The 18859-nt window shown below is 70.6% G+C and carries 16 protein-coding genes; 13 read left to right on the forward strand and 3 right to left on the reverse strand.

Annotated features, from left to right (window positions below; all coding sequences use genetic code 11):
* Window positions 1–65: 65 nt before the first annotated feature.
* Complete coding sequence (locus OG514_RS17680) at window positions 66–962, reverse strand: L,D-transpeptidase family protein (protein WP_266895730.1); 897 nt, start codon at window positions 960–962, stop codon at window positions 66–68.
* A 194-nt stretch (window positions 963–1156) separates the two neighbouring features.
* On the opposite strand from OG514_RS17680, the gene OG514_RS17685 reads away from it, so the two are divergent.
* Genes OG514_RS17685 through OG514_RS17695 form a run of 3 tightly spaced genes read left to right on the forward strand, consistent with a single transcriptional unit; the run spans window position 1157 to window position 4309 of the window.
* A complete protein-coding gene (locus OG514_RS17685; RefSeq protein WP_266895732.1) occupies window positions 1157–2737 on the forward strand; it encodes a methylmalonyl-CoA mutase in 1581 nt (526 codons plus the stop codon).
* 59 nt (window positions 2738–2796) lie between these two features.
* On the forward strand, window positions 2797–3450 hold the full coding sequence (gene leuE / locus OG514_RS17690) for a leucine efflux protein LeuE (RefSeq protein WP_266895734.1): 654 nt from the start codon (window positions 2797–2799) through the stop codon (window positions 3448–3450).
* A gap of 37 nt (window positions 3451–3487) precedes the next feature.
* Complete coding sequence (locus OG514_RS17695; protein ID WP_266895736.1) at window positions 3488–4309, forward strand: MerR family transcriptional regulator; 822 nt, start codon at window positions 3488–3490, stop codon at window positions 4307–4309.
* An 82-nt stretch (window positions 4310–4391) separates the two neighbouring features.
* On the opposite strand, the gene OG514_RS17700 is transcribed toward OG514_RS17695, so the two are convergent.
* Both OG514_RS17700 and OG514_RS17705 read right to left on the reverse strand, forming a co-directional pair.
* A complete protein-coding gene (locus OG514_RS17700; protein ID WP_266895738.1) occupies window positions 4392–5726 on the reverse strand; it encodes an alpha-2,8-polysialyltransferase family protein in 1335 nt (444 codons plus the stop codon).
* Window positions 5723–6751: a glycosyltransferase family 2 protein gene (locus tag OG514_RS17705; protein WP_266895740.1), complete on the reverse strand. Its 1029-nt coding sequence runs from the start codon at window positions 6749–6751 to the stop codon at window positions 5723–5725. Before OG514_RS17705 ends, OG514_RS17700 begins: the two co-directional genes overlap by 4 nt.
* Before the next feature lie 219 nt (window positions 6752–6970).
* On the opposite strand from OG514_RS17705, the gene OG514_RS17710 reads away from it, so the two are divergent.
* The 10 genes from OG514_RS17710 to OG514_RS17755 all read left to right on the forward strand — a co-directional run bounded on the left by OG514_RS17710 (window position 6971) and on the right by OG514_RS17755 (window position 18830).
* Window positions 6971–8260 (forward strand): DUF6716 putative glycosyltransferase, encoded by a 1290-nt coding sequence (locus OG514_RS17710; RefSeq protein ID WP_266895742.1) that lies wholly within the window; start codon window positions 6971–6973, stop codon window positions 8258–8260.
* Complete coding sequence (locus tag OG514_RS17715; RefSeq protein WP_266895744.1) at window positions 8260–9468, forward strand: acylneuraminate cytidylyltransferase; 1209 nt, start codon at window positions 8260–8262, stop codon at window positions 9466–9468. Before OG514_RS17710 ends, OG514_RS17715 begins: the two co-directional genes overlap by 1 nt.
* Window positions 9469–9479: 11 nt before the next feature.
* The gene (locus OG514_RS17720) at window positions 9480–10373 is read left to right on the forward strand and encodes an N-acetylneuraminate synthase family protein (RefSeq protein ID WP_266895746.1); all 894 of its coding nucleotides are present in this window, start codon (window positions 9480–9482) and stop codon (window positions 10371–10373) included.
* Window positions 10370–11590, forward strand: coding sequence for a hypothetical protein (locus tag OG514_RS17725; RefSeq protein ID WP_266895748.1), 1221 nt, complete (start codon window positions 10370–10372; stop codon window positions 11588–11590). Before OG514_RS17720 ends, OG514_RS17725 begins: the two co-directional genes overlap by 4 nt.
* Window positions 11591–11706: 116 nt before the next feature.
* Window positions 11707–12930, forward strand: a complete 1224-nt coding sequence (locus tag OG514_RS17730) for an amidohydrolase (protein WP_266895750.1) — start codon at window positions 11707–11709, stop codon at window positions 12928–12930.
* A gap of 274 nt (window positions 12931–13204) precedes the next feature.
* Window positions 13205–14245, forward strand: coding sequence for a BMP family protein (locus OG514_RS17735; RefSeq protein ID WP_266895752.1), 1041 nt, complete (start codon window positions 13205–13207; stop codon window positions 14243–14245).
* Window positions 14246–14441: 196 nt separating this feature from the next.
* Complete coding sequence (locus tag OG514_RS17740; protein WP_266900881.1) at window positions 14442–16034, forward strand: ABC transporter ATP-binding protein; 1593 nt, start codon at window positions 14442–14444, stop codon at window positions 16032–16034.
* A complete protein-coding gene (locus OG514_RS17745; protein WP_266895754.1) occupies window positions 16031–17143 on the forward strand; it encodes an ABC transporter permease in 1113 nt (370 codons plus the stop codon). Before OG514_RS17740 ends, OG514_RS17745 begins: the two co-directional genes overlap by 4 nt.
* Window positions 17140–18429, forward strand: coding sequence for an ABC transporter permease (locus tag OG514_RS17750; protein ID WP_266895756.1), 1290 nt, complete (start codon window positions 17140–17142; stop codon window positions 18427–18429). The genes OG514_RS17745 and OG514_RS17750 overlap by 4 nt, the downstream gene beginning before the upstream one ends.
* On the forward strand, window positions 18426–18830 hold the full coding sequence (locus tag OG514_RS17755; protein ID WP_266895758.1) for a cytidine deaminase: 405 nt from the start codon (window positions 18426–18428) through the stop codon (window positions 18828–18830). Before OG514_RS17750 ends, OG514_RS17755 begins: the two co-directional genes overlap by 4 nt.
* Window positions 18831–18859 lie beyond the last annotated feature (29 nt).

Below are 18859 nucleotides of genomic sequence, written 5' to 3' on the forward strand. Positions count from 1 at the left end.
TTCCCCCGGTCCCACCCGCGCCCTCTCTCTTCCCCTCCCGGGTCACCGGTCGAGCCCCTCCCGGATCACCAGTGGACGACGACCTTGTCGCCGACCTTCACCTGGTCGAAGAGGGCCGTGAGCTTGGCCCGGTCCCGGACGTTGACGCAGCCGTGCGAGGCCCCGTTGTAGCCGCGGGCCGCGAAGTCCGCCGAGTAGTGCACCGCCTGGCCACGGCTGAAGTACATCGAGAGCGGCATCGGCGTGTGGTAGAGCCGCGACCAGTCCTGACGGACCTTGCGCTCGACGGTGAACGTGCCCTCACGGGTCGGGGTGTTCTCCGAACCGAAGCGGACGTCCATGGCCGACACGACCTTGCCGTCGATCATCCAGGCGAGGGTCCGGCTCTCCTTGCTGATGCAGAGCACCCGGCCCGTCATGCACCGCGCGTCCGGGGTGTCCAGCTGGTTGGTGGTCGACGGCTTCAGCTCATCGGCGGTCGGCTTCCGGCTCGCGCCGAGCAGCCGCTGCCAGGTCGCCTCCTCGACCGAACCCGTCCGGGGCAGACCCTGCTTCTTCTGGAAGGCCTTGACCGAGCCGGCCGTCATCGTCCCGTAGAAACCGGTGGGCGCCCGGTCGAAGTACCCGAGCTGGCGCAGCCGCGCCTGCAGCTCGCGGACCTGCTCGTTCTCGTCCCCGTCACCCATCAGGACGTCGGGCTCGGGCGTCCCGCTGGGGGCATCGGTGGGCGTCGCCGTCGTGCCCGAGGGGGACGGGGGCTTGCCGTCCCCGGTCGGGGCATCGGTGGGTGCATCGGTCGCGGTGCCGGACGCGGCCGGTGCGGGCGCTGAGGTCGTCGGCCCCTTCGTCGGGCTCGCGGAGCCGCCTCCGGAGCCGGCCGCCTGGGCCGTACAGCCCGCCGCGAGGGCCACCGAGGCCGCTGCCAGAACCACTCTGCGTATGACGGAAGAAGACCGCTTCATCGTTGCCCCCCGGGACGAGTCGTGTGTACGTAGGGATGCTTCCCGCGCGTGTGCGGTTGCGCAGGTAGGTCACGATCCGCGCATGCTGTGAGGAAGGTCCCAGCGAGCTGCTCTCCATGGCTCGGACGCCCGCCGCTACAGTCCGCCGCGAGGGCCAGTACTGCTGAGTAACAAGCTATCGGGAGGCACTGTCAATGACGCGCGAGTCGGAGTCGGGACTGCCCATCGAGCCGGTCTACGGGCCGGGGGCTCTGGAGGGCTGGGACCCGGCGGAGAAGCTGGGTGAGCCGGGCGGGTATCCGTTCACGCGCGGTGTGTATCGGTCGATGTACACGGGCCGGCCGTGGACGATGCGGCAGTACGCGGGTTTCGGTACGGCGGTGGAGTCCAATGCCCGGTACAAGCAGCTGATCGCGAACGGCACGATGGGTCTGTCGGTGGCGTTCGACCTGCCGACGCAGATGGGCCACGACTCCGACGCGCCGATCTCCTCGGGTGAGGTCGGCAAGGTGGGGGTGGCGATCGACTCGGTCGACGACATGCGGATCCTGTTCGACGGCATTCCGCTGGACAAGGTCTCGACGTCGATGACGATCAACGCCCCCGCCGCCCTGCTCCTCCTCATGTACCAGCTGGTGGGTGAGGAACAGGGCGTCCCGGCAGGTCAGTTGACGGGCACGATCCAGAATGACGTGCTGAAGGAGTACATCGCGCGGGGCACGTACATCTTCCCGCCGAAGCCGTCGCTGAGGCTGATCGCGGACATCTTCAAGTACTGCCGGGCCGAGATCCCGAAGTGGAACACGATCTCGATCTCGGGCTATCACATGGCGGAGGCGGGGGCCTCGCCCGCGCAGGAGATCGCGTTCACCCTGGCCGACGGCATCGAGTACGTCCGCACGGCGGTCGCGGCGGGCATGGACGTGGACGACTTCGCACCCCGTCTGTCGTTCTTCTTCGTGGCGCGCACGACGATCCTGGAGGAGGTCGCGAAGTTCCGGGCGGCCCGCCGGATCTGGGCGCGGGTCATGAAGGAGGAGTTCGGCGCATCGAGCCCCAAGTCGCTGATGCTCCGTTTCCACACCCAGACCGCGGGCGTGCAGCTGACCGCGCAGCAGCCCGAGGTCAACCTCGTCCGCGTCGCCGTCCAGGGCCTGGCGGCCGTCCTCGGCGGGACGCAGTCCCTGCACACCAACTCCTTCGACGAGGCGATCGCCCTGCCGACGGACAAGTCCGCCCGCCTCGCCCTGCGCACCCAGCAGGTCCTCGCCTACGAGACGGACGTCACCGCGACCGTCGACCCGTTCGCCGGCAGTTACGTCGTCGAGAAGATGACCGACGACGTGGAGGCGGCGGCCCTGGACCTGATGGGCCGGGTCGAGGAGATGGGCGGCGCGGTCAACGCGATCGAGCACGGCTTCCAGAAGAGCGAGATCGAGCGCTCCGCCTACCGGATCGCCCAGGAGACCGACAACGGAGAGCGGGTCGTCGTCGGCGTCAACCGCTACACCATCGACGTCGAGGAACCCTACGAACCGCTGCGCGTCGACCCCGCCATCGAAGCCCAGCAGGCCGCACGCCTCGCCACGCTGCGCGCCGAACGCGACCAGGCGACGGTGGACGCGGCGCTCGCGGAACTGAGGAAGGCGGCGGAGGGCACCGACAACGTGCTCTACCCGATGAAGGACGCCCTCAAGGCCCGCGCCACCGTCGGCGAGGTCTGCAACGCACTCCGCGACGTCTGGGGCACCTACAGCCCGACCGACGCGTTCTGATCTTCCGCGATGCGAAACACACGGGCGGAGTGTCGTACTGACATGCGACACTCCGCTTCATGCTGGGTGTCACCGATCTTCCGACCTACCTCGTAGGCCTCGTCCTCATCATTCTTCTCCCGGGGCCGAACTCGCTGTACGTGCTGTCCGTCGCCGCACGCAAGGGCACCCGGACCGGGTACAAGGCCGCTGCCGGCGTCTTCACCGGCGACGCGGTCCTGATGACGCTGGCCGCGCTCGGCGCGGCCTCGCTGCTCCAGACCACGCCGCTGCTCTTCATGATCGTGAAGTACGCGGGCGCGGGCTACCTGGCCTGGATGGCGTACGGGATGCTGCGGTCGGCCTGGGCGATGTGGCGCTCGCGCGGGGAGACGCCGGCCGAGGAGCCCGAACAGGTACAGGTGGCGGGGGAGAACCCCTACCGCAGGGCGCTCATCATCAGCCTGTTCAACCCGAAGGCGATCCTCTTCCTCATCTCGTTCTTCGTGCAGTTCGTGGACCCCGCGTACGCCTACCCGGCCCTCTCCTTCCTGGTACTCGGCACCCTGCTGGAGATCGGCAGCTTCCTCTACCTCACGATGCTGATATTCGGCGGCACCCGGCTCGCCACCGCGTTCCGGCGCCGCAGGCGGCTCTCGGCGGGGGCGACCTCCGCAGCGGGCGCGCTCTTCCTCGGCTTCGCCGCGAAGCTGTCGCTCAGCAGCGCCGCTTGACTCTCACATCGTGTGAGGGCGTGTCGTAGGGGTCGTCATGTTCACCATCGGAGACTTCGCCCGGCACGGGCGGGTGTCGGTCCGGATGCTGCGTCACTACGACGCCATCGGACTGCTGCACCCGGCCCGGGTCGACCCGCACACGGGCTACCGCTTCTACACGGCGGACCAGCTCGCCCTGCTCAACCGTGTCATCGCGCTCAAGGACCTCGGCTTCACCCTCGAACAGGTGGGGGCGATCCTCGACGAGACGGTCGACGCGGACGAGCTGCGGGGCATGCTGCGTCTGCGCCAGGCCGAGCTGGAAGAGGCCCTGGCGGCGTCGCGGGCCCGGCTCGCCCAGGTCGGCGCGCGGCTCCGAGCCATCGAGAGCGAGGGACGCATGTCCACCCAGGACGTCGTCGTCAAGAAGATCCCCGCCGTCCGGATCGCCGAGCTGAGCGCGGTCGCCGCGAGCTTCGGCCCGCACGACATCAGCCCGGTCATCGGGCCCCTGTACGACGAGCTGTGCGGCCGCCTGGAGGCCGCGGGGCTCACCGGGTTCGGCCCGGGGATCGCGTACTACGAGGACGCGGGCAAGGGGGACGGCTCGATCCTCGTGCACGCCGGCATGACCGTCCCGGAGGGGACGGTCGTGGAGGGTGTCGAGGTCCACGTGCTGCCCGGCATCGAGGAGGCGGCGACCGTCGTCCACCGGGGCTCGATGGACACGATCCTGCCGACCGCGCAGACGCTGGCCCGCTGGATCGAGGCCAACGGGTACGAGACGCGGCACTACGCGCGTGAGCTGTACCTGGAGTGCCCCGAGGACCGTTCGCAGTGGGTGACGGAGATCCAGGAGGCGATCGTCCGCGCCTGACGCCGGACACGCCTCCCGTACGGCCTGCGGGCCCGGGTCCCCCGCACGGGGCCCGGGCCCGCCGCTTTCCGCCGCGGCGTCGCTACCTCTTCAGCGCCTTCCGCAGCCGCAGTGCGCGCCGCGCCAGGCGGCGGACCCTCGGGTGCCGGGGGAGCGGGATGCCGCCGGGCAGGTTCAGGACGGTGAGGCGGCGGCGGGTGAAGTGGTGCCGGGTGCGCTCGGCGAACGGGCCGGACAGGTGCCGTACCGCCGGCTCCCGCAGCTCCGGCCGGATCTTCGGCTGCATCGCGAAGCCGACCGCCGCGACCAGGTCGTTCAGCTGGGCCGTGGCGATCGCGCCCCCGACCTCCGCACTGCCCTCCGCACCGTCCTCCAGGGGCGGCACGACCGCGTCCACGACGGTGAGCGGGATGCGGTTGCTGTTCTGGAACGGGGTGAGGCGTTCCAGCAGGCCACGCGTCCCGACCCGGGCGACCGGCAGTCCGTAGAAGGTCTGCGCGGTGAGCAGCGCCGTGGAGAAGCAGCCGACGACGAGGGCGGGCCGCAGCTCGCGGTAGAGCACCTCGGCGAGCACGGGCCGGTCCTCGACGGTCAGTTCGGCGCCGAGCGCCGCCGCCTCCTGCGCCAGGGCCTTCGACCAGGTGTCGGGGGCCGTCGGGTGCGGCTTGAAGACGAGCCGGCGGTGGCCCCGGGCGACCGCGCCCCGGACCATCCGCAGGTGCAGCTCCTCCTCCTCGGCGACGGTCAGCAGATTGAGCGCCGCCAGGTACTGGCCGAGGAGCAGCGCGGGCCCGTCCCCTGAGCCGGCGGTGGCGGCGGGCCCGGCCAGCTCGTCGACGCACTTGGTGAACGCCTCCGTCGGTACGGCCTCCGGCACCGCCCCGAACTCGGCGAGCAGCAGCGGCGCGAGCCCGGGGACGAGGTCCAGGTGGAGCAGCCGGCCGACGCGCCCGCCGATCAGCGGGTCGATCTTGTTGCGGGTCGGCCCGTAGCTCATCAGACCGTCCGCGTACACGGTGATCGGCGCGTCGGGCAGCAACTGGGCGATGGCGAGCGCGGGCGTCACCTGGAGCGATTCCAAGGCGAGTTCGACGAGGTCGTCGCCGAGCTTCCAGAGCTTGCGCAGATGGCGCTGGAGGAGCGGCAGATCACTGGCCCGGGGGGTCCAGCCGGCCGGGTGGAGCGGGGAGATCGTCTCGTTCCACGACAGGACGGAGTCGAAGCGGCCGCGCAGGTGCGCGAAGCCCTCGGCCTCGTCGAGGGCCGGGGTGGTCTCCGGCACGGCCGCGTTGTTGGTGACGAGGAGGATCCTGCGGTCGGCGGGGCCGAAGCTGCCGCTGTCCATGGCGGCGGCGAGCGTCACCGCGCCGTAGAGGGTGGAGGCGCAGAAGATCTGGGTGGTGCGGCGGGTGCTCACGCGGCCACCTCCGCGGAGGCCGGGCCGGTACCGGCGCCCGGGCCCGCGCCCGGTGTCGGCGGCGGTGCCGGACGGCGTCGTCGCAGTCTGCGCAGCACCGTCGCGCGGTCCCCGCCCATGGCCGTCAGGGCCTCGTCGAGGACGTCCTGCGGCATGCGTTGCAGCGCGCCCGCGCTCATCGCCTTCAACCGGCGGGCCACATCGGGTTCGAAGCGTTCTATCGAGCCGACGTGGTGGGCAATCACCGCGCAATAGGTGCGGACGGCCTTCGGGAGAAGAAGTTCCGCGTCCGGGTCCTGCGCGGTTTCCTCGATCACCTGGTCGAAAGCGCGAATGAAATCCAATTGCCGTATGTCGCCGATCTGGGTGAGGGAGGTCGACACTCCGCGCCGGTAGAACACGCCGAGTTCACCGATCGCGGCGAACGATTCCGCCTCGCGGTGCAGTTTCCAGATCCACGGCCGGTCCTCGGCGGTCCGCAGCCCGTGCGTGAAGTGCAGCAGGCCGCGGTCCAGGAGTCGCCGGTGGTAGACCCCCGCCCAGGCGTACGGGTAGTCGACGGAGGTCGTCCGGTGGGAGGGCAGGATCGCGTCCCGCGGGTTCAGCACCTCGCCGCGCCGGGGGACCGGCGCGCGGCGGATGCCGCGGTTCCTGCCGGTGACGGAGACGTGGTCGGTGCGCAGGAAGTCGCAGCCGAGTTCCTCGGCGGCGGCGACCAGGCGGGAGTAGTAGCCGGGGGCGAGCCAGTCGTCCCCGTCGAGGAAGGTGAGGTACTCGCCGCGAGCGGCGTCGAGGCCGGTGTTCCGGGCCGTGGCGAGGCCCTCGTTGTGCGCGTGCCTGATCAGGACGGCACCCGGGATCTCGCGCGCGGCCCGTTCGAGGAGCTCGGGAGTCCCGTCGGACGAGCAGTCGTCGACAAGGAGGAACTCGAAGTCCTCTCGGGCGTTGGCCCGCAGGCTCGTGAGGGTGTCGGGGGCGTATGTCTGCACGTTGAAGAACGGCACGACGACGGAGAGCTTGACCACGCGGTTGACGCTAGGTGCCGACCCGGCATTCCCACCGACCGGTGGGCAGCCTTTCGGTGAACACCAAGCGGCGGGCCGATTAACCGCCTTTACCGGCGGAGGAAATCGGCCCCCTTACGTCCGGTTCCCGACCCACTTCAACAGGAGGAGAGGCTCTGTTCACCGTTTGTTGTGGCTCAGTTGGGCCGAAAAGCGGAATGCCCTTCTAGCGTCCTCGGCGTGCCAGCAAGTACCAGAGAAGCGGTACGGGTCGCCGTACTCGCCGACTCCGACACCCGGTGGAAATGGGGCGCCCTCACGGCGCGCCGCATCACCACGGCGACCGCCGAACCCACCGGATTCGTCCTGCGCGGACGGGCCACCCCCACCGAACGCCAGCTCGCCGAGACCGGGGTGTCCACGACGACCCCGCGCGAGGTGACGGGCGCGGAGTTCCTGCGCGCGGTACGGGACGCGGAGACGCGCGGCGAGGGTTACGACGTCGTCGTGCTCGCCCTCGTCGGCGGCGCCGTCCGGGCCGTCCTGCAGGGCCTGGCCGATCTGGGCCTGGAACGGCGCCCCGTGATCGTCACCGGCTACGTCGGTGTCGTCTACGAGAAGCTGACCGACGGTCTGCTGCTGCGCCACGGCGCCGATGTCGTCCTCGCCAACTCCCGTCACGACGCGGAGCGTTTCCGCGCCGTGTACGAAGGAGTGGGCGCCGGAGCCGACTCGGTCGTCGAGGCGGCGCTGCCCTTCCTCGGCGGCGCCCCGCACACCCCCGAGGCAGGCCGCGACACCCTGGTCTTCGCCGCCCAGCCGTCCGTGCCGGTCACCCGGACCGAACGCGCCTACGTCCTGCGGCGACTGATCGGGCACGCCCGGCTCCACCCGGACCGCGAGGTACTCCTCAAGCTCCGGTCCAAGCCGGGCGAACACACCACGCACCTGGAGGAGTTCCCGTTCCAGAAGCTGGTCCGCGAGCTCGACCCGCCGGCCAACTTCAAGCTCGTGTACGGGCACATGGGCGAGGTCCTCGACCGCACCGACCTGCTCGTCACCGTCTCCTCCACGGCCGCCCTCGAAGCCCTCCACCGGCGCATCCCCACCGCGATCCTCACCGACCTCGGGGTCCGCGAGGCGCTCGGCAACCACCACTTCGTCGGCTCCGGCCTGCTCGCCTCCTTCGACCGGCTCGACAAGGGGCTCGCACCGACGCCCGACGAGACCTGGCTCGCCCGGCAGGGCGTCGCGTCCGACGGCTCGTACGACGCGGCCTTCGACGCGGCCCGCGACCGGGTCACCGAACTCCTCGCGCTCCCCGCGCTCCCCCTGATCACCCCCTACTACACAACGGAGACGGCCCCCGGCTACCTGCCCGGGATCCTCGCCCGCCACCGCCTGGACGTCACCGCGCCGGAGCCCCGCGAGAGCGGCCTGCGCAGGGTCGTCCGGGAGGCCGCGCGGGGCGCGTACCGCCACGGCGTGCAACGCGTCGCCCCCGTCATCCGCCGCCTGGGAGAACTCTGATGTCCGCCACCGCCACGCCGGCCACGCCGCCGACCGTCCTCGCCGTGATCCCCGCGAGGGGCGGCTCGAAGGGCGTGCCCGCCAAGAACCTCGCCCCGGTGGCCGGAGTCCCCCTGGTCGCCCGTGCCGTCCGGGCCTGCCTCGGCGCCCGCCCCGTCACCCACGTCGTGGTCTCCACCGACGACGCCGGCATCGCCGCCGCCGCCCGCACCGCGGGGGCCGAGGCGGTGCAGCGCCCCGCCGAGATCGCCGGCGACACCGCCACCAGCGAGGCCGCCGTCCTGCACGCCATGGACGTCTTCGAGTCCACCCACGGCCGCCCGGCCGACGTGGTCCTCCTCGTCCAGTGCACCAGCCCCTTCCTCGGCTCCGCCGAGGTCGCCGAGACCGTCGAGCGCATCACCTCCGGCGCCGCAGACACGGCCTTCACCGCCGCGCCCTCCCACGGTTTCCTGTGGCGCGAGACGGTCGAGGGCGGCGCCACCGGCGTCAACCACGACAAGGCGCACCGCCCTCGCCGCCAGGACCGGGAGCCCGAGTACCTGGAGACCGGCGCCGTCTACGCCATGGACGCGGCCGGCTTCCGTACCCACAAGCACCGCTTCTTCGGCCGTACGGCCCTCGTCGTCACCGACCCCGCCCGGGTCCTGGAGATCGACGACCCGCACGACCTGGCCCGCGCCCGCGTCCTCGCGCCGCTCCTCGACACCCCGGCCACCCCCGGCTTCGCGGACGTCGACGCCGTCGTCCTCGACTTCGACGGCACGCAGACCGACGACCGGGTCCACCTGGACGCCGAGGGTCGCGAGTTCGTCTCCGCGCACCGCGGCGACGGCCTCGGCATCGCCGCCCTGCGCCGCGCCGGACTGCCCGTCCTCATCCTCTCCACCGAGCAGAACGCCGTCGTCGCCGCCCGCGCCCGCAAGCTCAAGATCCCCGTCCTGCACGGCATCGACCGCAAGGACCGGGCCCTCAAGGAGTGGTGCGAGGCCGAGGGCATCGACCCGCAGCGCGTGCTCTACGCCGGAAACGACGTCAACGACCTTCCGTGCTTCCACCTCGTCGGCTGGCCCGTCGCGGTGAGCAGCGCCCACGACTCCGTACGGGCCGCGGCCCGCGCGGTCACCGTCACCCCGGGCGGCTCGGGGGCGATCCGCGAGATCGCCGCCTGGCTCCTCGGACCCGAGCTCAACACCCCCAACTCCTAAGGATCAGCACCATGAACACCCGTATCCGCACCCTCGGCGACAAGACCGCAGGCCCGGGCCACTCCGTCTACATCACCGGCGAGATCGGCATCAACCACAACGGTGACCTCGACAACGCCTTCGCGCTGATCGACGTGGCCGCCGAGGCCGGCTGCGACGCCGTCAAGTTCCAGAAGCGCACCCCTGAGATCTGCACCCCGCGCGACCAGTGGGACATCGAGCGGGACACCCCCTGGGGTCGGATGACCTACATCGACTACCGTCACCGCGTCGAGTTCGACGAGACCCAGTACCGCGCCATCGACGAGCACTGCAAGAAGCGCGGCATCGACTGGTTCGCCTCCCCGTGGGACACCGAGGCCGTCGCCTTCCTGGAGAAGTTCGACGTCCCCGCCCACAAGGTCGCCTCGGCCTCCCTCACCGACGACGAGCTGCTGCGCTCGCTGCGCGGCACCGGCCGCACGGTCATCCTCTCCACCGGCATGTCGACCCCGGCGCAGATCCGCCACGCCGTCGAGGTCCTCGGCAGCGCGAACATCCTGCTCTGCCACGCCACCTCGACCTACCCGGCCAAGGCCGAGGAGCTCAACCTGCGCGTCATCCAGACCCTGCAGGAGGAGTACCCGAACGTCCCGATCGGCTACTCCGGCCACGAGACCGGCCTCCAGACCACGCTGGCCGCCGTCGCCCTCGGCGCCACGTTCGTCGAGCGCCACATCACCCTCGACCGCGCCATGTGGGGCTCCGACCAGGCCGCCTCCGTCGAGCCCCAGGGCCTGCAGCGCCTGGTCCGCGACATCCGCACCATCGAGGCCGCCCTCGGCGACGGCGTCAAGAAGGTCTACGAGTCGGAGCTCGGCCCGATGAAGAAGCTCCGCCGGGTCCAGGGGCTCGTCGCCGCATGACCGGGCAGCTGGCGTTCGTCGAGAGCCCGGTCCAGCTCCTCAACGTCCTGGAATGGGCGCACACCCAGGCACCCGCCACCGGTGCGCCCTCCGCGGCACCCGCCGGCGCGCACGGCTCGGCGGACGCCGTGCCCGCCGCCGCGGCCACCGCGGCGCCCGACTCCACGGCCGCCGACGCGTCCGTGCGGGCGCCTCACTCGACGGACGCCACCCAGGGTGCGGCACAGGCCGCACCCGCCCTGACGGTCGTCGTCCTCTCGCCGACCGACCCGATGTCGCGGGGCCAGCTGCGCCGCATGGCCCAGCTGGCCCGCGACGAGGGCCTCACCGTCCACTGGCAGGAGGCCCGCGGCGGCCGGGGCTCGCTCGTCCGCACCCTGCGGGAGCTCGCCCGGCCGCTGCGCTCGGCGGAGCGGGTGATCATCGGGGACCCGTTCTCCCGGTACGTCCAGCTCCTCCTCACCCTCTTCGCCCCCCGGCACCTGACCGTGGTCGACGACGGCACCGCCACCATGGAGTACGCCGCCCAGATCGGCCGGGGCGAACGCCTGGTGCGCTGGCACCGCAAGGGCAACGGCCTCGACCCGCGTGAGCTGGTGCTCGCCCCGGTGACCCTGCTCGCCAAGCGGCGCCTCGCCCCGACCCGGGGCCGTACGGTCGAGGTCTTCACCTCGCTGCCCGTCGAGGCTCCCGAGGGCATCACGGTCACCGAGAACTCCTACGCCTGGACCCGGACCCGCTTCGGCCCGCCGCTGCTCACCGGCGGCGCGGACCTGGTGGGCACCTCGCTGGTCGAGACGGGGGTGGTCGACGCCGACCACTACGACCGGGTGGTGGCGGAGCTCGCCCGCACCCACGGTGCCACCCGTTACTTCGCGCACCGCAGGGAGAGCGCCGAGAAACTGCACCGGATCGCGGTCGAGACGGGCCTGCAGGTGGTCCGGCCCGAGCTGCCCCTGGAGCTGATCGCACGGCGCGGCCCGATCGGCCGTACGGTCGTCAGCTTCCCGTCCACGGTCGTGCACACCCTGCCGCTGGCCCTCGCCGGGACCGGGGTGAAGGTCGCGGTCTGCGAGATCGCGCCCGAGTGGCTGCGGGAGACCGCCTCGCCGCGCGCCCAGGGTTTCCTGTCCGGAGTGGCGGGCACGGCGGCCCACGAGGTCGACCGGCTCACGTCACGGGCGGCGAGCCAGACCGATCGGCTCGAATTCGGCTGAGCGTACCCATATGGAACGGCCTTCATGCCTGGGAAACCGAGATTCTTTCCCCTAACGGGCTGAACTTTTCGTGATCAACGGGCAGTTGACCTCTCCGGAGGCCTACCCTTCAAAGGGTGAACCAGTTGAAGTCCCGTGAGCCAGGCTCCGCCACCCTGCCCGGAACGCTGTCCGAACCCCTGCGCGTCGAACTGATCGCGTTCCGCAGGGACTTGCACATGCACCCCGAGCTCGGGAACCAGGAGTTCCGTACGACCGCGGCGCTCAAGGCCCGCCTGGAGGCGGCCGGCCTCGCGCCGAAGGTCCTGCCGGGCAACACCGGACTCATCTGTGACATCGGCACCCGGGACCCAGGCCGGCCCATGCTCGCGATCCGCGCCGACCTCGACGCGCTGCCCATCCCCGACGCCAAGACCGTCGCCTACCGCTCCACCGTGGCCAACCGCGCCCACGCCTGCGGACACGACGTCCACACCACCACCGTCCTCGGCGCCGGACTCGTCCTCGCCGAGCTCGACCGGCAGGGTCTCCTCCCCGCCGCCGTACGGCTCGTCTTCCAGCCCGCCGAAGAAGTCCTCCCCGGCGGCGCCGCCGACGCCGTCGAGGCCGGCGTCCTGGACGGGGTCGGCCGGATCATCGCCGTCCACTGCGACCCCAGGGTGGACGCCGGGAAGATCGGGCTCCGCCCCGGCCCCATCACCTCCGCCTGCGACCGGCTCGAAGTCACCCTTGACGGGCCCGGCGGCCACACCGCCCGCCCGCACCTCACCACCGACCTCGTCACCGCCGCCGCCCGGGTCGCCACCGACGTCCCCGCCGTCCTGTCCCGCCGCGTCGACGCCCGCTCGGGACTCTCGGTCACCTGGGGCCGCATCGAGTCCGGCCACGCCTGCAACGTCATCCCGCAGCACGCCGAGCTCTCCGGCACCGTCCGCTGCCTCGACCTGCCCACCTGGCGGGAGGCGCCCGACCTGGTGCACGCGGCCATCGACGAGATCGCGACCCTGCACCGGGCCAAGTCGACCGTCACCTACGTCCGGGGCGTCCCCCCGGTCGTCAACGACCCGGCCGTCACCGACCTCCTCCAGGCCGCGATGACCGCCCGCCGCGGACCGTACGCGATCGAGGACACCGAGCAGAGCCTCGGCGGCGAGGACTTCTCCTGGTACCTGGAGCACGTCCCCGGCGCGATGGCCCGCCTCGGCGTCCGCACCCCCGGCGACACCCGCGTCCGCGACCTGCACGCGGGCGACTTCGACGTGGACGAACGCTGCATCGAGGCCGCGGTGGAACTCTTCACCGCCGCCGCCCTGCTCGACGCGGGCTCCGGCCGGGCCTGACGGCCCCGTACGTACGAAGGGGGGCGCCGGGTTCCGGCGCCCCCCTTCGTACGGTTCGATCCCGTTGCTCCCACGGTGGAACGGGCCCCCGAACCTTGCGGGTCACGCGGGGTTGCGACTTGTGCGCGACGCGTGGACGCGTAACGTGACTATGGTTCGCGTCGATCCGGTAACGACTCATGAACGGGTCTTTAACTGACATCTACGCGCGTTACGATCGCCCGAAACCAGCGCCGCAAGAGGCGCTTTCGGTCAGTCTTGAAGGGACCTCCTCGTGCGCCGGGTATCCAAGATCACCGCCGCGTGTGCTGTCACTGCGGCTCTCGCTCTCACTGCCACCGCCTGCGGGGAGTCCTCCACCGAGGACACGGGCTCCGACTCGGGCTCCATCAAGGTCGGTATGGCCTACGACGTCGGTGGTCGTGGCGACAACTCCTTCAACGACTCGGCCGCTCGCGGCCTCGACAAGGCCAAGGCCGACCTCGGTGTCGAGACCAAGGAGCTCACCGCCAAGACCGGTGAGACCCCGGCCGACCGCGAGCAGCGCCTCGCGTCCCTCGCCGAGGGTGGCTTCAACCCGGTCATCGGCGTCGGCTTCGCCTACAAGGACGCGATCGACAAGGTCGCCGCGAAGTTCCCGAAGACCACCTTCGGCCTGGTCGACTCGGTCTCCGAGGCGAAGAACGTCGACTCGATCGTCTTCACCGAGGAGCAGGGCTCGTACCTCGCCGGTGTCGCGGCCGCCCTCAAGTCCAAGGACGGCAAGATCGGCTTCATCGGCGGCGTCGACACCCCGCTGATCAAGAAGTTCGCCGCCGGCTTCCAGCAGGGTGTCAAGGACACCAAGCCGGACGCCTCGGTCACGGTCCAGTACCTCTCCACCGGTACGGACTTCTCCGGCTTCGGCTCCCCGGACAAGGGCAAGGCCGCCGCCAAGGGCATGCTCGACAAGGGCATCGACGTCATCTACGCCGCCGCGGGCGGCTCCGGTGCCGGTGCCATCGAGGCCGTCGCCGCCAAGCCGGGCACCTGGGCGATCGGTGTCGACTCGGACCAGGCCAAGGACCCGGCCCTGTCCAAGTACGCCGGCTCGATCATGACCTCGATGGTCAAGAACGTCGACACCGGTGTCTTCGAGCTCATCAAGTCCGTCGAGGGCGGTAAGCCGACGACCGGCACGCACGTCTACTCGCTGGCCGAGAACGGTGTCTCCCTGACCACCACCGGTGGCCACCTCACCGACATCCAGGCCAAGCTCGACGAGGCCAAGCAGAAGATCATCGACGGTCAGATCAAGGTCAACACGACCCTCTGACACACGTCGGAGGGGGCCCGGAGAGCGGCTTCGGCCGACACTCCGGGCCCCTTTCACACGTCTGCCCGCGGGCAGTTGAACGATTTTCCAAATGCTACGCGCGTAGCGTGCGCCGTACAGGGTATTTTTCGCCACCGACAGCGCCTGCGCACCGGCCTCATCCCCTCCTCACGCTCCCTGCCTAGGAGAGTGCGTCATCAAAGCCTCCAGCCCCAGCAGTCCCAACGCCGTAGAACTCCGCGGCATCACCAAGCGTTTCCCAGGAGTCGTGGCCAACCACGACATCGACATCACCGTGCGCCGCGGCACCGTGCACGCCCTCGTGGGCGAGAACGGCGCGGGCAAGTCGACCCTGATGAAGATCCTCTACGGCATGCAGAAGCCGGACGAGGGCACCATCACGGTCGACGGCGAGCTGGTGACGTTCAACAACCCCGGAGACGCCATCGCCCGCGGTGTCGGCATGGTGCACCAGCACTTCATGCTCGCGGACAACCTCACCGTCCTCGAAAACGTCGTTCTCGGCTCCGAGAAGCTGTACGGCATCGGCGACAAGGCCCGCGCCAAGATCAAGGAGATCTCCGACGCGTACGGCCTCGGCGTCCGCCCGAACGCCCTCATGGAGGACCTCGGTGTGGCCGACCGCCAGCGCGTGGAGATCCTCAAGGTCCTCTACCGCGGCGCCCGCACCCTGATCCTCGACGAGCCGACCGCCGTGCTCGTCCCGCAGGAGGTCGACGCACTCTTCGACAACCTGCGCGAGCTCAAGGCCGAGGGACTCACGGTCATCTTCATCTCGCACAAGCTGGGCGAGGTGCTGTCGGTCGCCGACGAGATCACCGTCATCCGGCGCGGCACCACGGTCGGCACCGCCGACCCGAAGCACACCACCACCAAGCAGCTCGCCGAGCTGATGGTCGGGGCCGAGCTGCCCTCCCCGGAGACCCGCGAGTCGACGGTGACGGACGTGCCGATGCTGACGGTCCAGGACCTGTCGCTGAGCGCCGTCGACCCCGACGGCGTGGTCCGCGCGGTCCTCGGCGGCATCACCTTCACCATCCACAAGGGTGAGGTGCTCGGCATCGCCGGCGTCGAGGGCAACGGCCAGTCCGAACTCGTCGACACGATCATGGGCATGCGCAACGCCGACCGCGGTGTGGTGACCCTGGACGGCGCCGACATCTCCGCCGCGCCGACGCGCAAGCGGCGCGAGGACGGCATCGGCTGCATCCCCGAGGACCGCCACCGGCACGGTCTGCTCCTGGAGGCCCCCCTCTGGGAGAACCGCATCCTCGGCCACGTCACCGAGAGGCCCAACTCCAAGGGCGCCATCCTCGACCTCAAGGCCGCACGCAAGGACACCGAGCGGATCGTCCGCGACTACGACGTCCGCACCCCCGGTATCGACGTCACCGCGGCCTCCCTCTCCGGCGGAAACCAGCAGAAGCTGATCGTCGGCCGCGAGATGAGCCACGACCCCAAGCTGCTGATCGCCGCACACCCCACCCGGGGCGTGGACGTCGGCGCGCAGGCGCAGATCTGGGACCAGATCCGCGAGGCGCGCCGTGAGGGCCTTGCGGTCCTGCTGATCTCCGCCGACCTGGACGAGCTGATCGGTCTCTCCGACACCCTGCGCGTGATGTACCGCGGGCGGCTTGTCGCGGACGCCGACCCGGCGACGGTCACCCCGGAGGAGCTTGGCTCGGCCATGACCGGCGCCGCCGCCGGTCACCTTGAGCACGATGAGAGCCCTGAGGGCACCGACGGCCCGGAGGACGAGGCCCGATGAAGAAGTTCGACAAGGAGCGGTTGCTCCTGGGCATCGCGGCGCCGGTGCTCGCGATCGTCGCCGCATTCCTGATCACCGCACTGGTGCTCGCGGTCACCGGCAAGGAGCCGTTCAGCGCCTTCGGGATCATGTTCGACTACGGCGTCAAGTCGGACAGCCAGGTCTACATCATCAACAAGGCGACGACGTACTACCTGGCGGGCATCGCGGTGGCCATCGGCTTCCGCATGAACCTGTTCAACATCGGTGTCGACGGCCAGTACCGTCTTGCCGCCTTCTTCGCCGCCGCCGTCGGTGGCGCGCTGACCCTGCCGGGCATCGTCCAGATCCCGCTGATCATCATCACCGCGATGATCGTCGGCGCCATGTGGGCGGGCATCGCGGGTCTCCTCAAGACCACCCGGGGTGTCAGCGAGGTCGTCTCCACGATCATGCTGAACTTCATCGCGACCGCGATCATCGGCTACCTGCTCCAGCCCGGCCGCCTCGGCCACCTGGACGCAGCCGGCACCAAGGTGGCGACGACCCCGCTCCCGGAGTCCTCGCACTTCTTCGAGTTCCCGACCACGCCGACCCCGATCTACGGCTTCGTCGTCGTCGCGGCCATCGCGGGCATCGGGTACTGGTTCACGCTCTCCCGCACCCGGTTCGGCTTCGACCTGCGTACCGTCGGTCAGTCCGAGACGGCCGCATCGGCCAGCGGTGTCAACGTCAAGAAGATGATCGTCACGTCCATGCTGATCTCCGGCGGCATGGCCGGTCTGATCGGTATGCCGACGCTGCTCAACGACTCGTACGAGTTCGGCGGCGACTTCCCCGTCGGCATCGGCTTCACCGGCATCGCCATCGCCCTGCTCGGCCGGAACCACCCGATCGGCATCGCGCTCTCCGCGATCCTCTGGGCGTTCCTGGAGCGCGGTGGCCAGCAGCTGGAGTTCGAGGACTACGACCGGGAGATCGTCGGCGTCATGCAGGGCGTGATCGTCCTCTGCGTCGTCATCGCCTACGAGCTCGTCCGCCGCTACGGCCTCAAGCGCCAGCAGCGACAGGTCGGCGAGAAGCTCGCGGCCCAGGCACGTTCCAACGACACGACGGAGGTGTCGGCGTGAGCGCCACGGCGACTTCCACCCCGCCGCCCGCGGCCCCCAAGACGGCCGGCGGCAAGGGCGGCCGCACCCGCCTCTCCCTCCCCTGGATCCTGTTGATCGTCGCGGGCGGGCTCCTGGCCCTGTCCGCCGTGCGGGTCATCACCGGGGCGCAGGACCTCACCTCGGCCGGCCAGGTCGGCGCCGCGCTCTCGCTCGCGGTGCCGATCGGCCTCGCCGGTCTCGGCGGTCTGTGGTCCGAGCGCGCGGGTGTGGTCAACATCGGCCTCGAAGGCATGATGATCCTCGGCACCTTCTTCGGTGCCTGGGCCGGCTGGCAGACGAGCCCCTGGATCGGCATCCTCGCCGGCATCCTGGGCGGCATGTTCGGCGGTCTGCTGCACGCGGTCGCGACCGTCACCTTCGGTGTCGACCACATCATCTCCGGCATCGCGATCAACATCCTGGCCGTCGGTGTCACGACCTACTTCGCCAAGCTGTGGTTCAACTCCGGTGAGGCGGCGGCCAAGGGCGGCAGCCCCAAGCAGTCCCCGCCGGCCGAGGAGATCACCTCGTTCTCGATTCCCGGTCTCTCCGACTGGCTGGCCGACATCGAGAAGCACGAGTGGTTCCTGGTCTCGGACATCGCCGGCATCCTCGGCGGCCTGGTCACCAACCTCTCGCTGGTCACGGTCCTCGCCGCGCTGCTGATCATCGGCACGTTCTTCGTGCTGTGGAAGACCGCGTTCGGTCTGCGCCTGCGTTCCTGCGGTGAGAACCCGATCGCGGCCGAGTCGCTCGGCGTCAACGTGTACAAGTACAAGTACATCGCAGTGATCGTCTCCGGCGGTCTCGCCGGTCTCGGCGGCGCGTACCTGTCGCTCGTCACCTCGCACATCTACAACGAGGGCCAGACCGGCGGCCGCGGTTACATCGGCCTCGCGGCGATGATCTTCGGTAACTGGCGTCCCGGCGGTCTCGCCATGGGCGCCGGCCTGTTCGGCTACGCCGACGCGCTCCAGCTGCGCAGCGGCGGCCAGTCCGTCCACGCGCTGCTCCTGCTGCTCTTCGCCATCCTCGTGGCCATCGCGGCCTGGAAGGCGTACAAGAAGCGCTGGATCACCTCCTCGATCGCCGTCGTCATCGGTGTCGGCGTCTTCATCTGGTACCTGGGCACCGACACGGTCCCGGTCGAGTTCGTCAGCGCCACCCCGTACGTGGTCACCCTGCTGGTCCTCTCGCTCTCCGCGCAGCGCCTGCGGATGCCGAAGGCCGACGGCATGCGGTACCGCAAGGGCCAGGGCAAGTGACGAGCGCCCTGACCGAGGCCGACTGGGAGGCCCTGCGGGTCACGGCCCGCGAGGCCATGTCCCACGCGTACGCCCCGTACTCGGGCTACCCGGTCGGCGCGGCGGCCCGCGTCGACGACGGGCGGACGGTCTCCGGCTGCAACGTGGAGAACGCCTCGTACGGTCTCGGCCTGTGCGCCGAGTGCGGGCTCGTCTCGGAGCTCCAGGCGACCGGAGGCGGGCGCCTCACCCACTTCGTCTGCGTGGACGGCCGGGGCGAGCCCCTGGTGCCGTGCGGCCGGTGCCGGCAGCTGCTGTTCGAGTTCGGGGGCCCCGAACTCGTACTGGAGACGCCCACCGGGTTCCTGACGCTGGCCGAGATGCTGCCGCAGGCGTTCGGCCCGGACCACCTCAGGCAGTAAACCTCGGAGCGGCCCTTCCGGCACGATGG

It is taken from the genome of Streptomyces sp. NBC_00572 (assembly GCF_026341815.1).
Lineage (GTDB): Bacteria > Actinomycetota > Actinomycetes > Streptomycetales > Streptomycetaceae > Streptomyces.